The sequence below is a fragment of the Roseovarius sp. genome (assembly GCF_048262375.1).
Classification (GTDB): domain Bacteria; phylum Pseudomonadota; class Alphaproteobacteria; order Rhodobacterales; family Rhodobacteraceae; genus Roseovarius.
On the sequence record NZ_JBLXFE010000006.1, the window covers coordinates 88,697 to 102,407 of the forward strand.

Here is a 13,711-nt window from a genome sequence, read left to right on the forward strand (position 1 = left end):
AAGGGAAAGACAGACGCATGAAGAATGATCAGTTGAAGCCCGCGACGATTGCTGCGCAGGCGGCGGGGGCCACGGATACCGCCACGGGTGGCGTGGTGCCGGGGATTTCGCTTGCCACTACCTACGCACGGGATGCCGACTATGCGCTGCTGCGCCCTGACAATATGTATCGGCGCGATCAGAATGACACGGTGCGGCAGGCCGAAGAGGTGATCCGGCAGTTGGAGGGGGCGGCGGCGACGCTGCTGTTTCCCTCGGGCATGGCGGCGGTGGCGGCGGTGTTTCGGGCGCTGCCCAGTGGTGCGCGGGTGGTGATGCAGAACGGCATCTACTGGGGTACGCTGAAATGGGTGCGTGCCTATTGTGTGCGCCGGGCCATTTTGCTGGATGAAATCGACGCCTCTGATCCCGGCGCATTGGCGGCGGCCTGCCGGTCGTCGGCGGATATGGTGTGGATCGAGACGCCGTCCAACCCGTGGCTCAAGACGGTGGATATCGCCACGGCGGCGGGCATGGCGCATAAGGCGGGGGCGATCCTTGTGGTCGATGGGACGGCGGCGACGCCGGTTCTGACGCGGGCGCTGGATCTGGGGGCCGATATTGTGATGCATTCGGGCACCAAGGCGCTCAATGGGCATACGGATGTGCTGGCGGGGGTGCTGTCGTGCCGCGAGCCGGGCAATGCAATGTGGCAAGAGATTGTGACCGACCGGCATGACGCGGGCGCGGTGATGGGGCCGTTCGAGGCATGGCTCTTGATGCGGGGCATGCGCACGCTGCCGCTCCGGATGGAGCGGATGTGCCAGAATGCGATGACGCTGGCCGAATATCTGGAGGCGCATGCCGACATCGAGGCGGTGTATTATCCGGGGCTGGCCAGCTATGCCGGGCACGGTATCGCCACGCGGCAGATGAGTGGCGGTTATGGCTATCTCTTGTCGGCGGTGGTGCGGGGCGGGCGTGAGCGTGCACTAGACGTGGCGGGGCGGTTGCAGCTGTTCCATCGGGCGACATCGCTGGGTGGTGTCGAGAGTCTGGTGGAGCATCGCCACACCATCGAGCCGCATACCGGCATTCCCGAAGGGCTGTTGCGATTCTCGGCGGGGATCGAGGATGTGGGCGATCTGATCGCGGATCTGGCGCAGGCGTTGGAGGGGTAGGTGGCGCGCGGCGCGTCTTGTCCCTGCTTGGGTATGCGGGCCGAAATCTAGCGCCGCAACCCTGTCCCGATCTCGTTCAGGATCGCCTCAAGGGCGGCGTGTGGCCCGTCTGTATCCGTGTCTGTTTCTGTGGCGACGCGGCGTTTGATCGCATCGAACCGGAGGCGCAGGGCGGCTTTTTCCGCGCCCTGACAGTCGTTCCATGGGCGTCCCTGCAATCCCATCACCAAAGCATAATAGCCGATGAAATGCGGCTGCGTGCCCGCGCGCAAGAGCGCGGCATAGGCGGCGTCGGCCCCCATTGCGCGCAGGCTCTCGGCGTCATGGATGCCCGCACGCGCAAAGCCTGCGTCAGAGGCGGGACCAAGGTTGCGGATGGAGGAAACGGGCAGGGGCATCGGTGGCATTCCATGAGTTAGGCAGGGGGTCTGCCGGATCATATATTGAAATCCCGCGCGTAGGAATTCACGTTGCATATGCCCCCTTTGTGCGTCGCAATCCGGGCCGTGCAAACCGGGTCATTGCGTGAATGTGCCTTTGCCCCGTGCGCTGTCGGGTCGTATCGGTTCGGGCGGTCGGGCGGTCCGCAGAGAGCGCCACATTCAGAGATATTCATGTCAGAGTGGTTGCGAGTCGGGTCATCGGGGGCTGGAAGATTCGCCCGATTTTTCGCGGCGCGGTTTGCGGCGTAATTCTGTTGCCCCGAACGCCACCCCTGAGCGGAAATGAAAAGGGCCGCTTGCGCGGCCACCTTCTAACGTCTTGATCTTAAGGGGTAAGTGGCGGACCGAGGAGGATTCGAACCCCCGACCCCTTGATTCGTAGTCAAGTACTCTATCCAGCTGAGCTATCGGTCCGTGAGGCCAGCATCTAGACTCTGGCGCAGACCATTGCAAGGGCGTTTTGGCAGAAATTACATCGAGGAGTCGAAATTTCCCTTGGGAAAGGTGATGCAAAAGGAGGTGCCATTTTCGTCGCTGCGTTCCAGCGACAGGGTGCCGCCATGGCCGCGCACCAATTCTGCGGCGATGGAGAGCCCGAGACCGCTGCCGCCCTTGGTCGTGCCGCCCTGAAATGGTTTGAAGAGGTGTTCGCGCGCACGCGCGGGCAGACCGGGGCCGGTGTCCGCAACGCGGATGATCCATTCGCCCGCGTCTTCGTCAGCCATGACGCTGATCTCGCCGGGGCGACCGCTGTTGACGATGGCCTGACGGGCGTTGCGCACCAGATTGCCGATGATCCGGTGGAGCTGTTCGACATCGGCAAGCAGGATAAGATCGTTTGGCACATCTTCGGCAAAGCTGACATTGGCGTCGCCTGCGGCGAGGCGTTCACCGTCGATCACATCGGCCACGACATCCGCCAGATGCAGCCGCGCAAGGGTCGGGCCGGGTTCTTCGGCCTTGCCATAGGCGAGCGTGGCTTCGCACAGATGCACGGCGCGGGTGAGGGAATTCAAGAGCTTTGGCGCGAGGCGTTTGACGGTCGGGTCGTCGCTGGTTTCGATCCGGTCGGTAAAGAGCTGTGCCGATGTCAGGATATTGCGCAGATCGTGGTTTACCTTGGCCATGGCGCTGCCAAGTTGCGCGAGATGTTCCTTTTGTTTGAGCGCGCCGGTGAGTTGGGTTTGCAGCGATTGCAGCGTGTCTTCGGCCTCGCGCAGTTCCTTGACGCTTGAGGTCGGGCGGATCACACGGCGGGCATCCTCGGGGGCAGCGGCGTAGGCCTGCATCGCGCTGACCACGCGCTTGATCGGTTTGACCAGCGTGAGACGCACCGCGAGAAAGAGCAGAACGGCGGTAAAGATGGAAATCACCAGAGAGAGCCAGAGGATTCGCAAGCCGTAGTCGATCATTGCGACGCGCAGCCCGGTGGTTTCGAGGGTGATCTCGATCAGCAGCCCGCCCATGCGCACCGGCTGTCCGATGACGCGGATGATCTGGGATTCGGGCGTGACAAGGCGCAGCATCGCATCATGGATCAGGGTAAAGGCGGGCGCGTCCCGCAGATCAAAGGTCTGGCTGATGGGATGGGGGACGGGCGAGGACAGCATGAGTTGGCGGGCCTCGTTCCGGCGCAGAACGACATTGAACACCTCGGCGTTGCGCAGGAGTTCGTCTTGCAAATCCGGGGTCACCTCTTCGGAGGCCAGAAGAACGAGCGACGCAATCTGTGCCCGTTCCAGACGGGTCATCAGGTAGTCTTCGCGAAATCGCGCGATCGAGGGGACAAAGATAAGCACCTCGGCCAGCATGACGAATATGGCCGTCAGGATCAAAAAACGTCCTGAAAGTGAGTTGAGCAAAATATCCCCTCCGGAGGGCGGCTGCTGTTAGGGCAGCCAGCGTTGCACGAAACCGACGATACGTTTCAGGTTTGCGTTGTCAAATAAACGCGGGGAAAAATAGGCCCCGGCGGCGCGTTTGTTGATTTCACCAAGGGTGGGGTAGGGAGCGACCATATTGGCCACATGTTTCATCTTGAGCCGGTTGGCGAGCACCAGCGCCCAGAGATTGATCAGCTCGCCCGCCTGCGCCCCGGCGATGGAGACGCCAACAGGGCGACCACGCACAACCATGACCTTGATCAGCCCCGCGGTCTTGCGCTCTGCGATGGCGCGGTCGTTGTGGTTGTAGTGAAAGCGCACCACCTCGAGATTGCCGCCGTGTTCGGCACGCGCCTGTGCCTCGGTCATGCCGACCTGCGCCAGTTCGGGATCGGTATAGGTGGCCCATGGGATATGATCGGTGCGGTTTTTAGCCGGGAGGCCCAGAAGCGCCTGACGGATGATCAGCCCCGCCTGATAGCCCGCGACATGGGTGAATTGCAGCCCGCCCGCCACATCCCCGATGGCATAGACGCGTTTGTTGGTGGTCCGCATCGCGGCGTCCACCTTGATGCCGCGTTTGGTGGTCTCGATGCCTGCTGCCCCGAGATTGAGACGCGCGGTATTGCTCTTGCGGCCCACGGCCATCAGCAGATGCGTGCCCTTGAAGACGCGCCCATCCTTGGCGACGATTTCTATTGCCCCGGCCTGTCCGCGAATTTCGGAGGCCATGGCCCCTTCTTCGATCTGGATGCCTTCGGCGCGGAATTGGTCAATCACCACGGCGGCCATTTCGGGATCGTCATTGCCCAAAACCTTGGCCCCTTCGATCACCGTCACCGCGCAGCCCAAGCGCCGATGCGCCTGCGCCATTTCCATACCGATGGGGCCGCCACCGACCACGAGCAGATGCTCTGGTTTCTCACGCAGATCAAAGAGGGTTTCGTTGGTTTCATAGGGCACATTCTCCAGCCCCGGAATGGGTGGCACAAAGGGGGATGAGCCGGTGGAGATCACGATGCGGCGGGCGGTGATGGTGTGTGCGCCTGCCCTGACCTCGGTCGGAGAGAGGAATTCACCATAGTCCCGAATGACGCGCACACCGAGTTTTTCAAACCGTTCCTGACTGTCAACGGGTTCAATCTGGGCGATGACGTCTGCCACGTGATCCTTGGCGGCGGCATAGTCCACCTGTGCGATCTGATCTGCCACGCCGTAGGGGGAGGCATGGGATTGGGCATAGGCCGCCTTGCCGCTGGCAATCAGCGCCTTGGAGGGCACGCAGCCAAAATTGAGGCAGTCGCCGCCCATCTTGTGCCCTTCGAGCAAAATCACGCTGGCCCCCATCTGGACCGCGCCGGCCGCGATGGACAGTCCGCCTGATCCGGCCCCAATGACCAGAAGATCGGTTTTCAATCGTGTCATGTTCAAATTTCCTTTTTGCCGCGAATGGCCTTGAGGATCATTGGCAGGAGCGCGAGAGCGCAAAGCCCGATAATTGGCCCGATGATCTGTGGTTCCCATAACAGGGAAAGGTCGGGGTTCTGGCCTCGGTCGAACACTTCGCCCAAGCCCACGCCAATCCAGGTAAAGACGATGGCGCCGGGGATGATGCCCAGAACCGTGGTGAAGGCAAAGTTGAAAAACCGCACACCGACGAGGGCTGGCAGCAGATTGGCCACAAAGAACGGCACCGCAGGCACGAGGCGCATGAGGAAAAGCACGCTGATTTCATTTTCATGCAGCCCCTTTTTCAGACGTTTCAGGCTGCCGTCGGAGGTTTCGATCTTGGCTGCCAAGGTCCGGCCCAGACCCAGGCGCGCCGCAAGAAAGATGGCGCAGGCGCCGAGTGAGGCAGCGGTGACATTGAGCCCGGTGCCAAGCACCAGCCCGAAGAGAAAGCCGCCCGTGACCGAGGCCACCGCAGCACCGGGCAGGGAAAAGGCCACAATGACGAAATAGACCGCGATAAAGGCCAGCGCCATTAGCCCGAAATGTGCATCCCGGTAGCCAATCAGCGCCTCGCGGTTGTCGCGGAGCGTGTCAAAGGTCAGGAAATCACGCAAGGTGACAAATCCCACCACCGCCACAATCAGGATGATGGCCAATGGCGCATGACGCGCCCATGAGGCGGATTTGGCCGGTTGCGTATCAGGGGGGCTTTGATCCATGGTCTCACTCTGTTTCAGGACGGCTGATCCCTAGTTGCACGTCCCGGCGCGGTTTCGCCAGAGGCCTCACGATGGGGTGATCACGGGTGATGGGTTTGCGCGACGTCAGCGGCATGCTATCAGGAAGTTGTAACACTCCGCACCACCTGCCGCATGTTTTTGTTGCAAAAGCCGGGGCTGGGGTTTGACACATGAAATTGGGGGCTCTATAGACCGGGCTTCGGATATAAATGATCGTTGCGCGATTCCTCAGACGCGTGGCCAAATAAAGTCGGAGACGGAGCGATGAAACGCACCTTTCAACCCTCGAACCTCGTTCGTAAGCACCGCCACGGGTTTCGTGCGCGTATGGCCACCAAGGCCGGTCGCAAGATCCTGAATGCGCGTCGCGCTCGTGGCCGCAAATCGCTCTGCGCCTAAACGCACGCGATTAAGTGACGACAATGAAACCGCCGGAGGCCCCCAGCAGCGATGCGGGGATCGTGCCACCGGCGGTTTCGTCGTGTCCGGGTGTCAAGATGGGTGTTTTACGCAAGCGGTCTGATTTTCTGGCCGCCGCGCGGGCGCGCAGGCAAGGCACCAGTTCGATGATGGTACAGGCGCGCGACCGGCGTGATGGCGATGGCATGGTGCGGGTGGGGTTCACCTGTTCCAAGAAGGTTGGCAATGCCGTGGCACGCAACCGCGCCAAACGCCGCCTGCGTGCCGCAGCACATGAAGTTTTGTCTAAATGTGGGCAAAAGGGCTGGGATTATGTTCTGATCGGACGCGCGGATGTCACGGCAGAGCGGCCCTTTGAAGCGCTCAAGGGTGATCTTGTCTATGCGCTCAAGAAGCTGCATCCGGCGTCATGACCCCGCTGGCGCGCCTGTTGTCGCTACCCGTTCGGGCCTATCGGCTGATCCTGTCGCCTTGGGTTGGGTATCATTGCCGCTATTATCCGACCTGTAGCCAATACGCCCTTGAGGCGCTTGAAAAGCACGGCGGGCTGCGCGGCGGCTGGATGGCGGCCAGGCGGATCGGACGCTGTAACCCATGGGGGTCGTGCGGTCACGATCCGGTGCCAGAGCCAAAGCGTGACCGCAGCGATACCTAAGCCCGCGTGCGCCGGGCGTGAAAGATGAACCCCAGCAAATTCAACAGAACCTGCGCCGCCAGAGTGGTGGTTGATCCGGTGGGATCGTAATCCGGAGCCACCTCGACAAGGTCGATGCCGACGATTTCGTGCTGATTGGCAACCTCTTGCAGGATTTCGAGCACGTCATAATAGAGAAACCCGCCATGGCTCGGTGTGCCGGTGCCCGGTGCGATCGAGGGGCAAAAGGCGTCAATGTCGATGGTGATATAGACCCGCGCGCCCTTTGGAATGCGGGCGGCGGTGGCCTCGGGGCCGAGGTTGCGCACCTGACGCACCGACAGGATGTCAGAGCCGCGCGCGCGGGCATCGTCATACCCTTCTTTTGCGGTTGAGCTGACGTTGCGGATGCCAAGCTGTGTCAGGCCGGTGACATAGGGCTTTTCGGCGGCGCGGCGCATCGGGTTGCCATGGCCAAAACGCACGCCGTGGCGTTCATCGACGAAATCAAGATGGGCGTCGATTTGCAGGACATGGATATCGCCCTGATCATCAAAGGCGTTGATGCAGGGAATATTGATTGAATGGTCGCCGCCAATGGTGACGGGCAGGGCACCAGCCCTGAGGATAGCGCGCACGCCGGACTCAATATTGGCATGGCTTTTCAACGTGTCCGTATGCACGATATCGGCGTCGCCAATATCGACGATGCGCACATCGCCGGGCAGGTAGAGTGTGTCTTCCTCATGGTCATAGGCCCCGGCATGGCCAAAGCTGAACAGAGTCGAGGCCTCGCGCACGCCGCGGGGGCCAAACCGCGCGCCGGGCCGCCACTGGGTGCCGAAATCGAATGGCGCGCCAAGGATCGCCACATCGGCGTCGATCGCGCCCCAATCGCTGACATAGGGGCGCTTGCCAAAGGTGCAAATTCCGACAAATGGCAGGTCGAGCCTGCCGCTTTCATACCCATGATCGGCCATGCGATCCCCCGCTGTTTGATAAGGTTGTGCGACGGTGGCTGGAAATGTCGCGGTCGGCAAGGCACGAATCGGCCTTTTCGTCGGGGCTGATCCATGAAATAGGGAAGCGCCAAACGAGATATCCATGGAGAACCATAATGGAGATTCGCGAGGCCCTCACCTTTGATGATGTTCTGCTGGTGCCAGCGGCATCCAATGTGTTGCCGAACACCGCTGACACACGCACCCGGGTAACGCAGTCGATTCTGCTGAACATTCCGCTGCTGAGTTCTGCCATGGACACTGTGACCGAGGCGCGCATGGCGATTTCCATGGCGCAATCGGGCGGCATGGGGGTGATCCACCGCAATCTGACCGTCGAAGAGCAGGCCCGCGAAGTGCGCCGGGTGAAACGCTTTGAGAGCGGGATCGTCTACAATCCGATCACGCTCAGCCCCGATCAGACATTGGCCGATGCCAAGGCCTTGCAGGAGCGCTATAACGTCACCGGCTTTCCGGTGGTGGATGAAACGGGCCGCGTGGTGGGCATCGTCACCAACCGTGACATGCGCTTTGCCGAGGATGATCGCACGCCGGTGCGCGTGATGATGACCAGTGACGATCTGGCAATTCTGCAGGAACCGGCCGATCGCGACGAGGCCAAGAGCCTGATGAAGGCCCGGCGGATCGAAAAGCTGTTGGTTACGGATAAGACGGGCAAGCTGACCGGTCTCTTGACGCTGCGCGACACCGAACAGGCAGTTCTGAACCCGACGGCCTGCAAGGACGCGTTGGGACGCCTGCGGGTGGCGGCGGCCTCGACCGTCGGCGATGCTGGTTTCGAGCGCTCTCAGGCGTTGATTGACGCGGGCGTCGATATGGTGGTGATCGACACGGCGCATGGCCATTCCGAGGGGGTGGCGCGGGCGGTCGAGCGGATCAAGGCGCTGTCCAATTCGGTGCAGGTCGTGGCCGGTAATGTCGCCACCGGTGAGGCCACGCGCGCGCTGATCGGGGCCGGGGCCGATGCAATCAAGGTGGGAATCGGGCCGGGCAGCATCTGCACCACGCGGATGGTGGCAGGTGTCGGTGTGCCACAGCTGACGGCGGTCATGGACTGTGCACAGGCCGCAGGCGACGTGCCGGTGATCGCCGATGGCGGGATAAAGTTTTCGGGCGATTTCGCCAAGGCGATTGCGGCGGGAGCATCCTGTGCCATGGTCGGCAGCATGCTGGCAGGCACCGATGAGAGCCCCGGTGAGGTGATCCTCTATCAGGGCCGGTCGTTCAAGGCGTATCGTGGCATGGGCAGTCTTGGTGCGATGGCGCGCGGTTCTGCCGATCGGTATTTCCAGAAAGACGCGGCGAGCGACAAGCTTGTGCCCGAGGGCGTCGAGGGACAGGTGCCTTACAAAGGGGCGGCGGGCAGTGTGATCCATCAGTTGGTCGGAGGATTGCGCGCCGCAATGGGCTATACCGGGTGTGCTACGGTCGAAGAGATGCGTCGCAATTGCACATTCGTGCGCATCACCGGGGCTGGCCTGAAGGAAAGCCATGTGCACGACGTGCAGATCACCCGCGAGAGCCCCAATTACAGGATTGGGTAAAGACATCATGGGGTTGTATGGCGCTCTTGAGGTGATCGCGTGACGCCGGGCGCGCGTGTTGCCGCAGCGATTGAGGTGCTGGACAAGATCCGGTCGGGTATGCCTGCGGAAAAAGCGCTGACCAATTGGGCGCGAGGTGCGCGCTATGCCGGATCCAAGGATCGCGCCGCGCTTCGGGATCACGTATTTAGCGTACTGCGCTGCTGGCGGTCCTGCGCTGCGCGCGGTGGCGGCGAGAGTGGTCGGGCGCTGATGATCGGCGCGCTGCGAGAGCAAGGGCTGGATCCGGAGGCGTTTTTTACCGGGGACGGCCATGCGCCAGAGATTTTGACCGAAGCAGAGCGGGGGGCCTTTGTGCCAGACGCGGCAGCGGTGCGGGATCTGCCGGATTGGCTCTGGGCGCGCTTTGTGGCGTCACTTGGGGACGCGGCAGAGGCCGCGGCACAAGCGTTGCGTGCCCGGGCACCGATTATGCTCCGGGTCAATCTGCGGCGCGCCACGCGAAACGATGCCATTGCGCGGCTGGCGGATGAGGGCATCGTGGCACAACCGGTTGATATTGCCCAAAGTGCCCTGCAAGTTATTGAGGGTGAAAGAAAGGTTTCTGGATCCTTGAGCTTTGCAGAGGGCTGGATCGAGCTTCAGGATGGCAGCAGTCAGGCGGCAATGGAGGCTATCGTTGCACCGCAAGGCGCCCGCGTGCTGGATTATTGCGCGGGTGGAGGCGGCAAGGTTCTGGCGCTGGCGGCGCGGATGCACGGCAAGTTTTTTGCGCATGATGTGGCACCTGCGCGGATGCGAGACCTGCCGGTGCGCGCGGCACGTGCGGGTGTCGATGTGCAAACGATGGAGCGTCCCGAAGGCCGGTTTGACCTCGTGCTGTGCGATGCGCCCTGTTCCGGTAGCGGCACATGGCGTCGCTCGCCAGAGGCAAAATGGGCACTGACGCCGGGCCGATTGGCAGAGTTGACCGAAGTGCAAGTGCACATCCTGTCCGAAGCGGCCGCGCTGGTGGCACCCGGAGGGAAACTGGCCTATGCAACATGCTCTGTACTAAATGAAGAAAATCAATGTGTTATAGATCGTTTTTTGAGTGAATTTTCAGACTGGCGTCTGATCGAAATGCGGCATTGGCCAATTTCTGATGAGGGCGATGGGTTTTTCCTTGCGCAACTCACGAGGGTTTCCAGGTAATCTGGCAACCTTGACGGGAAATTGGCTCCGTCGTTAAGTCTCGCTTAAGGCTTTCGCATCATAAAGATGTGGAAGAATTGTTATGCGAGGGCACGGCGTGGCGTTTATCCCCTATTCGGGTGGCCAATTTCATCAAGCGGCTCTGCGGCTTGGGCCGCGTGCAGGTGTTCTGGGGGTGGCGGCCGCATTGTTCGGGGTGTCTTCGCTCTTTGTCCCGCGGGGGCAGGCGCAGTGGCTCTTGATGTTGGTGGGGGCGACCTTGGGCCTTGTGGCACTCTGGGTTGTTGTGATCAATCGGCGTGCGTTTGGCGCGCGGCAGGAATTGTCGGACCACGCGGCGCAGATGCTCGAGGCGGATCCGGTGCCTTTGGTTCTGGCCGAGGTCGAGGGAAGGTTGATCTATGGGAATGCTGCGGCACGACGGGTGCTGGAGGCGGATCGCGCGACGAGTCTGGCCGGGGCCCTGCGACAGGTATTGGCCAATCCCGGGGCTATTTTGTTTCGGATGGAAACGCGGGCCTTGGCCAAGGGGGCGGCGGTCGAGGATCTGGTGACGCGGGCGGGGCATGTGCGGATCAGCGTGCATCGCAGCGGTGCTGCGCATTTCCTCTGGCGGATCGAGAAATCCGCAGATCACGCGCCTCGCGAGGCCGAGGCGCACTCCCTGCCAATGCTGACCGTGGGGCGCAAGGATGCTGTGCTCTTCATGAACCCGGGTGCGCGGGATCTGGTGGGCGAGCGTGTGCGCTCACTCGATCGGCTTTGCGTGACACCGCCAATCCGGTTCGGGCAGATCAACGATATCGTCACCTCTGACGGGCCGGTGGCCTGTCTGGTGGTCGAGCGCGTGGGCGCGGCGGGACGGCGCGAGGTATTTTTGTTGCCCGGGGTGCAGGGGGGGGAATGGCCCCCGGATGGTTGGGCGTTTTTCGACGATCTGCCGGTTCCCTTGCTGAAACTGGCGGCAAATGGCGCAATCGAGTTGTCGAACCGGCCTGCGCGAGACCTGCTCGGGGTCGAGGGCATTGCCGGGCTTGGCCTTGGGGACACGCTGGAAGGGCTGGGGCGGTCGATCACGGATTGGCTCGGCGATGCGGCTGCCGGGCGCGGCACGCTGCATTCAGAGTTTTTGCGCGTGCGGCGCGAAGATCGGGAGATGTTCGTGCAAGTGACGCTGAACCGCGCCATGGACGCGGATACAGTCGTGTTAATCGCGGTGCTGAATGATGCGACCGAACTGAAATCGCTCGAAGCGCAGTTTGTCCAGAGTCAGAAGATGCAGGCGATTGGCCAGCTGGCCGGTGGTATCGCGCATGACTTCAATAATCTGCTGACGGCGATTTCCGGACATTGTGATTTGCTGCTGCTGCGCCATGATCAAGGAGATTCCGATTACAGCGATCTCATGCAGATCAATCAGAATGCCAATCGCGCGGCGGCGCTGGTCAGCCAGTTGTTGGCCTATTCACGCAAACAAACGCTCCGCCCGCAGGTGCTCGATCTGCGCGACATCTTGTCGGATCTCACGCATTTGCTCAATCGGCTGGTCGGCGAGAAGGTCTCACTTTCGCTCAGCCATGATCCGACCTTGGCGGCCATTCGGGCCGATAAACGGCAGTTGGAGCAGGTTTTGATGAATCTGGTGGTGAATTCCCGAGATGCTATGCCAAAGGGCGGCGATATTCGGATCGTCACGCAAAATCTGACACTGACCGAGCCCTTGAGCCGGGACCGTGCGGTGGTTCAGCCCGGGCGCTATGTTTCGGTGCAGGTGATTGACGGGGGGGCAGGGATTGCCCCTGACAAATTGCATAAGGTGTTTGAGCCGTTCTTTACGACCAAGCGCACCGGAGAGGGCACCGGGCTTGGGTTATCGACGGCGTATGGTATCGTAAAGCAGACGGGTGGATTTATTTTTGCTGACAGTGAGTTGGGGGAGGGCACCTGCTTTCAGTTGTTGTTTCCGGCGCATTTTGGTGAGGACAGGATCGTCCCGCAAATCCCGCAACAGGTCGTATCTGAGGCGCGGGGCAGCGGGGTGGTTTTGTTGGTTGAGGATGAGGCCCCTGTCCGAGCCTTTGCCAGCCGGGCGTTGCAGTTGCGCGGATTCACCGTGCTGGAAGCTGAGTCGGCAGAAGACGCACTTGAGATCCTCGCCGATGTCGACTTGCATGTGGATGTATTTGTGACCGATGTGGTCATGCCCGGGATTGATGGCCCCGGCTGGGTGCGCCGCGCATTGGCCATAAGACCTGCAGCACGGGTCGTGTTCATGTCCGGCTATGCCGAAGAAACTTTTGGCGATGCACAAGCGCGCATTCCCAATTCGGTTTTTCTGCCAAAGCCGTTTTCGTTGAACGAGCTTACGGAAGTCGTGCAACGGCAAATGATGCTGGTCTGACGGCGTCGATCTGTGGTCTGTGCGATTGATGGGCTCTGTCAGTCTGCAGGTTCGGGTTTCGGTTTGGCGGGCAGAGGGATGTACTGGCCTTGCGCGCCGATTCCTGACCAAAGTGTGAAATCCGCAGCGAATTTGCGGCGCAGTCGTGCCTCGATCTTTGGCGAGAGTGCGAGGGCCATCGCGGGAGAGCGATTGAGCGTTTCCGGAGCCACGCGGGTGCCGAGGCGGGTCTCCAGAAACGCGCGCAAGCCGGGCTGGTCCTCGTAGCGGAACAGATGGGTGACACGGGCCCCGTTGCGCTGCGGCTCCAGAAACTTGGCCTGGCTGCCGACCCGCGCGCAATCCGGTGGTTCGCCGGTGCAATAGGCGGTCACGAAATCATCAAAGCTGAGATTTTGCGTGCTGTTGGCATGGCCGGTCATTTCAGGTCGCTGACGGTATCGATACCAACTGCCCAACCAATCGACCGGCTCGCGCATGACGGCGGCCACATCGAATGTCCCCTCGAAAAAGCGCTCAATCATCGGTCGAAAGAATCGATTGTAGCGGAATACCGGCGCATGTTTGAGCTCTGGCGGGGCCGAGACGGCAATCGCGGCGTGCGGGGCAAGTGCTGCCTCATAGGCGGTGCTGCCGGTCTTTGGCACCGATAAGAGCACAAGCCGAGCCTTGGAAAACACCAGCATTTGCGCCTCTTTGATGAAGGTTTTGACCGATCTTATGTTCGTAAACTACTTGTTAATAGCTGTACTGGAAAGTGGGGGCATCAGAATTTTCTTGAAATGTTCCCGCTTTGTCCTCATACCTGATGGGAACAA

13 protein-coding genes and 1 tRNA gene are annotated in these 13,711 nt (G+C 61.3%); 7 read left to right on the forward strand and 7 right to left on the reverse strand.

What is annotated here, in order from left to right; genetic code table 11:
- Positions 1-17 precede the first annotated feature (17 nt).
- Entirely contained in the window at positions 18-1,160 is a 1,143-nt protein-coding gene (locus ACN0SW_RS08720) for a trans-sulfuration enzyme family protein (protein ID WP_417727530.1), read from the forward strand.
- A 47-nt stretch (positions 1,161-1,207) separates the two neighbouring features.
- Here ACN0SW_RS08720 and ACN0SW_RS08725 read toward each other — a convergent pair whose 3' ends face one another.
- The 5 genes from ACN0SW_RS08725 to ACN0SW_RS08745 all read right to left on the reverse strand — a co-directional run bounded on the left by ACN0SW_RS08725 (position 1,208) and on the right by ACN0SW_RS08745 (position 5,657).
- The gene (locus ACN0SW_RS08725; protein ID WP_417727531.1) at positions 1,208-1,558 is read right to left on the reverse strand and encodes a TfoX/Sxy family DNA transformation protein; all 351 of its coding nucleotides are present in this window, start codon (positions 1,556-1,558) and stop codon (positions 1,208-1,210) included.
- A 382-nt stretch (positions 1,559-1,940) separates the two neighbouring features.
- Positions 1,941-2,017 (reverse strand) — tRNA-Arg (locus ACN0SW_RS08730).
- 56 nt (positions 2,018-2,073) lie between these two features.
- The gene (locus tag ACN0SW_RS08735) at positions 2,074-3,465 is read right to left on the reverse strand and encodes a sensor histidine kinase (protein ID WP_417727532.1); all 1,392 of its coding nucleotides are present in this window, start codon (positions 3,463-3,465) and stop codon (positions 2,074-2,076) included.
- Positions 3,466-3,492: 27 nt separating this feature from the next.
- Complete coding sequence (locus tag ACN0SW_RS08740) at positions 3,493-4,911, reverse strand: dihydrolipoyl dehydrogenase family protein (RefSeq protein WP_417727533.1); 1,419 nt, start codon at positions 4,909-4,911, stop codon at positions 3,493-3,495.
- 2 nt (positions 4,912-4,913) lie between these two features.
- Positions 4,914-5,657 carry a TVP38/TMEM64 family protein gene (locus ACN0SW_RS08745; protein ID WP_417727534.1) on the reverse strand — a complete coding sequence of 248 codons (744 nt, stop codon included), beginning with the start codon at positions 5,655-5,657 and terminating at the stop codon, positions 4,914-4,916.
- Positions 5,658-5,942: 285 nt separating this feature from the next.
- Here ACN0SW_RS08745 and rpmH point away from each other — a divergent pair, with 285 nt between their 5' ends.
- Genes rpmH through yidD form a run of 3 tightly spaced genes read left to right on the forward strand, consistent with a single transcriptional unit; the run spans position 5,943 to position 6,753 of the window.
- Complete coding sequence (gene rpmH / locus ACN0SW_RS08750) at positions 5,943-6,077, forward strand: 50S ribosomal protein L34 (protein WP_008281032.1); 135 nt, start codon at positions 5,943-5,945, stop codon at positions 6,075-6,077.
- A gap of 23 nt (positions 6,078-6,100) precedes the next feature.
- Positions 6,101-6,511: a ribonuclease P protein component gene (rnpA, locus tag ACN0SW_RS08755; protein WP_417727535.1), complete on the forward strand. Its 411-nt coding sequence runs from the start codon at positions 6,101-6,103 to the stop codon at positions 6,509-6,511.
- On the forward strand, positions 6,508-6,753 hold the full coding sequence (gene yidD / locus ACN0SW_RS08760; protein WP_417727536.1) for a membrane protein insertion efficiency factor YidD: 246 nt from the start codon (positions 6,508-6,510) through the stop codon (positions 6,751-6,753). Before rnpA ends, yidD begins: the two co-directional genes overlap by 4 nt.
- Here yidD and speB read toward each other — a convergent pair.
- A complete protein-coding gene (gene speB / locus ACN0SW_RS08765) occupies positions 6,750-7,712 on the reverse strand; it encodes an agmatinase (RefSeq protein ID WP_417727537.1) in 963 nt (320 codons plus the stop codon). The two genes, yidD and speB, sit on opposite strands and share 4 nt — an antisense overlap.
- 137 nt (positions 7,713-7,849) lie before the next feature.
- Between speB and guaB the strand changes: the two genes are divergently transcribed.
- The 3 genes from guaB to ACN0SW_RS08780 all read left to right on the forward strand — a co-directional run bounded on the left by guaB (position 7,850) and on the right by ACN0SW_RS08780 (position 12,893).
- On the forward strand, positions 7,850-9,298 hold the full coding sequence (gene guaB, locus ACN0SW_RS08770; RefSeq protein WP_417727538.1) for an IMP dehydrogenase: 1,449 nt from the start codon (positions 7,850-7,852) through the stop codon (positions 9,296-9,298).
- A gap of 39 nt (positions 9,299-9,337) precedes the next feature.
- Entirely contained in the window at positions 9,338-10,492 is a 1,155-nt protein-coding gene (locus tag ACN0SW_RS08775; RefSeq protein ID WP_417727539.1) for an RsmB/NOP family class I SAM-dependent RNA methyltransferase, read from the forward strand.
- Positions 10,493-10,574: 82 nt separating this feature from the next.
- The gene (locus ACN0SW_RS08780) at positions 10,575-12,893 is read left to right on the forward strand and encodes an ATP-binding protein (RefSeq protein WP_417727540.1); all 2,319 of its coding nucleotides are present in this window, start codon (positions 10,575-10,577) and stop codon (positions 12,891-12,893) included.
- Between the two features lie 38 nt (positions 12,894-12,931).
- Here the strand turns inward: ACN0SW_RS08780 and ACN0SW_RS08785 are convergent, their stop codons facing one another.
- A complete protein-coding gene (locus ACN0SW_RS08785; protein ID WP_417727541.1) occupies positions 12,932-13,579 on the reverse strand; it encodes a gamma-glutamyl kinase in 648 nt (215 codons plus the stop codon).
- Between the last annotated feature and the right edge of the window lie 132 nt (positions 13,580-13,711).

What these genes read in the sequence shown, in the direction of transcription:
- rnpA (WP_417727535.1), top strand. Translation starts at nt 6,101, where the DNA reads ATGAAACCGCCGGAGGCCCCCAGCAGCGATGCGGGGATCGTGCCACCG.
- ACN0SW_RS08725 (WP_417727531.1), bottom strand. Translation starts at nt 1,558, where the DNA reads ATGCCCCTGCCCGTTTCCTCCATCCGCAACCTTGGTCCCGCCTCTGAC.
- yidD (WP_417727536.1), top strand. Translation starts at nt 6,508, where the DNA reads ATGACCCCGCTGGCGCGCCTGTTGTCGCTACCCGTTCGGGCCTATCGG.
- ACN0SW_RS08740 (WP_417727533.1), bottom strand. Translation starts at nt 4,911, where the DNA reads ATGACACGATTGAAAACCGATCTTCTGGTCATTGGGGCCGGATCAGGC.
- speB (WP_417727537.1), bottom strand. Translation starts at nt 7,712, where the DNA reads ATGGCCGATCATGGGTATGAAAGCGGCAGGCTCGACCTGCCATTTGTC.
- guaB (WP_417727538.1), top strand. Translation starts at nt 7,850, where the DNA reads ATGGAGATTCGCGAGGCCCTCACCTTTGATGATGTTCTGCTGGTGCCA.
- ACN0SW_RS08720 (WP_417727530.1), top strand. Translation starts at nt 18, where the DNA reads ATGAAGAATGATCAGTTGAAGCCCGCGACGATTGCTGCGCAGGCGGCG.
- ACN0SW_RS08745 (WP_417727534.1), bottom strand. Translation starts at nt 5,657, where the DNA reads ATGGATCAAAGCCCCCCTGATACGCAACCGGCCAAATCCGCCTCATGG.
- ACN0SW_RS08785 (WP_417727541.1), bottom strand. Translation starts at nt 13,579, where the DNA reads ATGCTGGTGTTTTCCAAGGCTCGGCTTGTGCTCTTATCGGTGCCAAAG.
- ACN0SW_RS08780 (WP_417727540.1), top strand. Translation starts at nt 10,575, where the DNA reads ATGCGAGGGCACGGCGTGGCGTTTATCCCCTATTCGGGTGGCCAATTT.
- rpmH (WP_008281032.1), top strand. Translation starts at nt 5,943, where the DNA reads ATGAAACGCACCTTTCAACCCTCGAACCTCGTTCGTAAGCACCGCCAC.